The organism is Pseudomonas sp. 05T35 (assembly GCF_056396605.1).
On record NZ_JBFTLU010000498.1, the window covers coordinates 1 to 3,176 of the forward strand.

Here is a 3,176-nt window from a genome sequence, read left to right on the forward strand (position 1 = left end):
CCATTGGTGCACGTCGAAGAGCTCAGCACTTACTTGCTGCRCTGCGCCGGCAATATTGCTATCGATCATCTGCGTAGCGAAGGTGCGCGAGTCAGGCTCAACGAAGGCTGGTTGCCAGAGCAACAGCACAATCTCAGCGTCGAGCCACAAGCAGCGCTGGAAGCCGGCAATGACCTGCGCCATGTCGAGGCGGCATTACGCGGTTTGCCCGAACGTACCMGGCAGATTTTTTTGCTCAACCGCATTCACGGGCGCACGTATGCCGAAATCGCCAAGGCCATGGGGCTTTCCCAAAGCGCCGTGGAAAAACATATGATGCGCGCCCTCGAAGCCTGCAAGGCCAGTCTGCGAGAACCTGAATCACGCACGCCAGGGACAGCCCCGTGAATCACACCGCCAACGTCACTCCGACGCCGGCTCAGGAGCAGGCCGCGCTGGCCTGGCTGAGCCTGTTGCACGACCAACCGAGCAGCGGCGATCGCGCCACGTTCAGCCGTTGGTTGCAGGCCGATCCGGCGCATGCCGAAGCCTACGCCCAAGTTCAAGTGGTCTGGGAAATGAGCGGAGTACCGGCTCGCACCCTGGCCGAGGAAGAGGCCTTTGCCTTGCAGGGTTACCTCAATGCGATGAATCGCTCCAGGCATTCCGGTGTGTGGCGCTGGTCTGGCGGTTTGGCCATGGCCGCCTGCTTGCTGCTGATGGTTTCGATCGGTGCCGGCTGGCAGCCGTCGCGTTGGTTCGATGATTTAGCGGCGGACTATGTCTCGGCGCCGGGTGAAGTGCGCAACGTGACCCTGGCCGACCAATCCCGGGTCACCCTCGATGCCGACAGTGCCATTGCCATGGATTTCAGCCGCGGTGAACGGCATGTTCGGCTGCGTCGTGGTGCGGCCTTTTTCAACGTGAGCCATACCGGCGAGCCCTTTGTGGTCGACGCAGAACAGGGCGAGGCGCGGGTGCTCGGGACGCAGTTCGAAGTGCGATTGCAACCGGCAGGCGCGCAGGTGACGGTGCTCTCGGGACGCGTCGCAGTCACGCCGGTCAAGGGCGCCGGGCAGCAGGTGCTGACGGCCGGCCAGCAAGTGGCCTATGGCGCTGGCAGCGCGGCAAAACTCCACGCCGTCGACAGTGAAGCGCAACTGGCGTGGCGTCAGGGTTGGCTCAATTACTACAAGTCACCCTTGGCCGATGTGGTGAAAGACCTCGGCCGCTATTACCCGGGAAGGATCGTGGTGCTCAACGACGAGCTGGCCGCACGACGGATCAGCGGCAGCTTTGCGAGCAAAGATCCGCAAGCAGTGCTCGATTCCCTGCAAGGGGTGTTGGGGTTCGAGCAGCACAATCTGTTGGGGCGGATGATCATTTTGCGCTGAGGGGCGAGCGCATTACCGATCACTTGAAAATCCTCCTGCTGCGTRCAGGGATGGGGACTACGCTCAAAGTGGTTGGGGTACTGCAAGCGATACACGGCCAACTGCAATTGGCCTGATCGCCACACTTCTACAGATTTCGACTAGCGAACAAGGATGAACTCATGTCACGTCTTTCCCTGCCAAGGCTGCTCAGTGCAGTCGCCCTGGCTGTCGCCGTGCTGGGCGGTTGCGCCCATGTTCAGCCGCCAGCCCAACCGGTTGCCGTGAACATCGTGGCAATCAACGACCTGCACGGTTACTTGCAGGCCAACCCGTATTCGGTTCGCGACAACACCGCCGCTGACGGTGTGCGCATGCTCAAGGCCGGGGGCATTGCGACCCTCGGCGGGATGCTGACGCAACTGCGCAAGGACGATCCGCAGCTGTTGTTCATCGGTGCCGGTGACCTGGTGGGTGGAAGTCCGCCACTGTCGGCGATGTGGGCCGACGAACCGACGCTCGAAGCGCTGCGGTACATGGACATGAAACTCAGCGCCATCGGCAATCATGAGCTGGACAACGGCAAGGCGGAGTTCCTGCGCCAGCTCAATGGCGGCTGCGAATCAACTCGTCCGACCAAGGCCTGCCAGTTTCGCGCCCGCTATCCCGGCAGCGGTTTCCCCTATCTGGCGGCGAACCTGATCGACACCGATACCGGCAAAACCCTGTTGCCGCCGTACCGTATCGAGGAGGTCAAAGGCCAGAAGATCGCCTTTGTCGGCGCGGTACTGCGCGATGTTGCCTCCGTGGTCAGCGCCAAGGGCCTGCAGGGTTTGCGTACCGAGGATGAGGCCGAGTCGATCAATCGGCTGATCCCCGAACTCAACCGCCAGGGCGTCAACGCGATTGTCGCGGTGGTGCACCAGGGCGGCTCAACCCCCGAACCCTACGACAAACAGGACTGCAGCCAGCTGAGAGGCGATATCGTTGATGTGGCCAAGCGACTCGATCCAGCGGTCGATGTGTTGATCTCCGGGCATTCCCATCAAGGCTATCTGTGCAAGGTCGGTCCTCTGCTGGTGACTCAGGGCAGTTCGTACGGGCATCTGATGACCCGCCTGACGCTCGACGTGACTCCCGGTCAACATCGGGTCACGGGCATTCACGCGACTAACCTGTTGGCCGATCCGGCGCATTATCCAGCCGATCCTCAGATGCTCGCCTTGCAGCGGGAAGTTGAAGCACGCAGCAATAACGTGCTGCTCAAACCTGTCGGTGCCATCGCGGCTTCACCGATCACTCGACGTGCCAATGCGGCGGGGGAGGCGCCTTTGGGTGACTTGATCGCCGATGCTCAACTGGCGGCTGGCGCGGCGCATGGCGCACAGATCGCCTTTATGAACAGGGGGGGCATTCGTGGCGACCTGGCCCTGGAGCCAGGTCTCAAACGCCTGAATTATGGGCAGGTGGCGACGGTGCAGCCGTTTAACAACACCCTGGTCGCCTTCGACCTGAACGGTCGGCAACTCGAACAATTGCTCAATCAGCAATGGAAGGCCGGAGGCAATTTTGATGCGCTGCAGGTTTCCAGGGGCTTCAGTTATCGCTGGGATTCCACGCGCCCGCTGGACAGTCGGGTGATTCCCGGCAGTGTTCGTCTTAACGGTAAGCCGGTGCAGCCCGAGCGCAATTATCGCGTGGTGCTGAACAGCTTCCTGGCCGACGGTGGCGATCGTTTCAGTCTTTTCAAGCAGGGAATCAACCGTAGAGATTTGGAAGTAACGGACCTGGATAGCCTGATCGATTACCTGCACCGCATGGATC

The 3,176-nt window shown here is 61.3% G+C and carries 3 protein-coding genes; all 3 read left to right on the forward strand.

The genetic code is table 11. The annotated features are described in order from the left end of the window. Positions 1-387 (forward strand): RNA polymerase sigma factor (locus AC1DH9_RS25985; RefSeq protein WP_477809057.1); only part of this gene is annotated, 387 nt, incomplete at its 5' end. Next, entirely contained in the window at positions 384-1,373 is a 990-nt protein-coding gene (locus AC1DH9_RS25990) for a FecR family protein (protein WP_427544282.1), read from the forward strand. The genes AC1DH9_RS25985 and AC1DH9_RS25990, both read left to right, overlap by 4 nt. Positions 1,374-1,534: 161 nt before the next feature. Beyond that, a partial coding sequence (locus AC1DH9_RS25995; protein ID WP_477809058.1) for a bifunctional metallophosphatase/5'-nucleotidase occupies positions 1,535-3,176 on the forward strand: 1,642 nt, incomplete at its 3' end.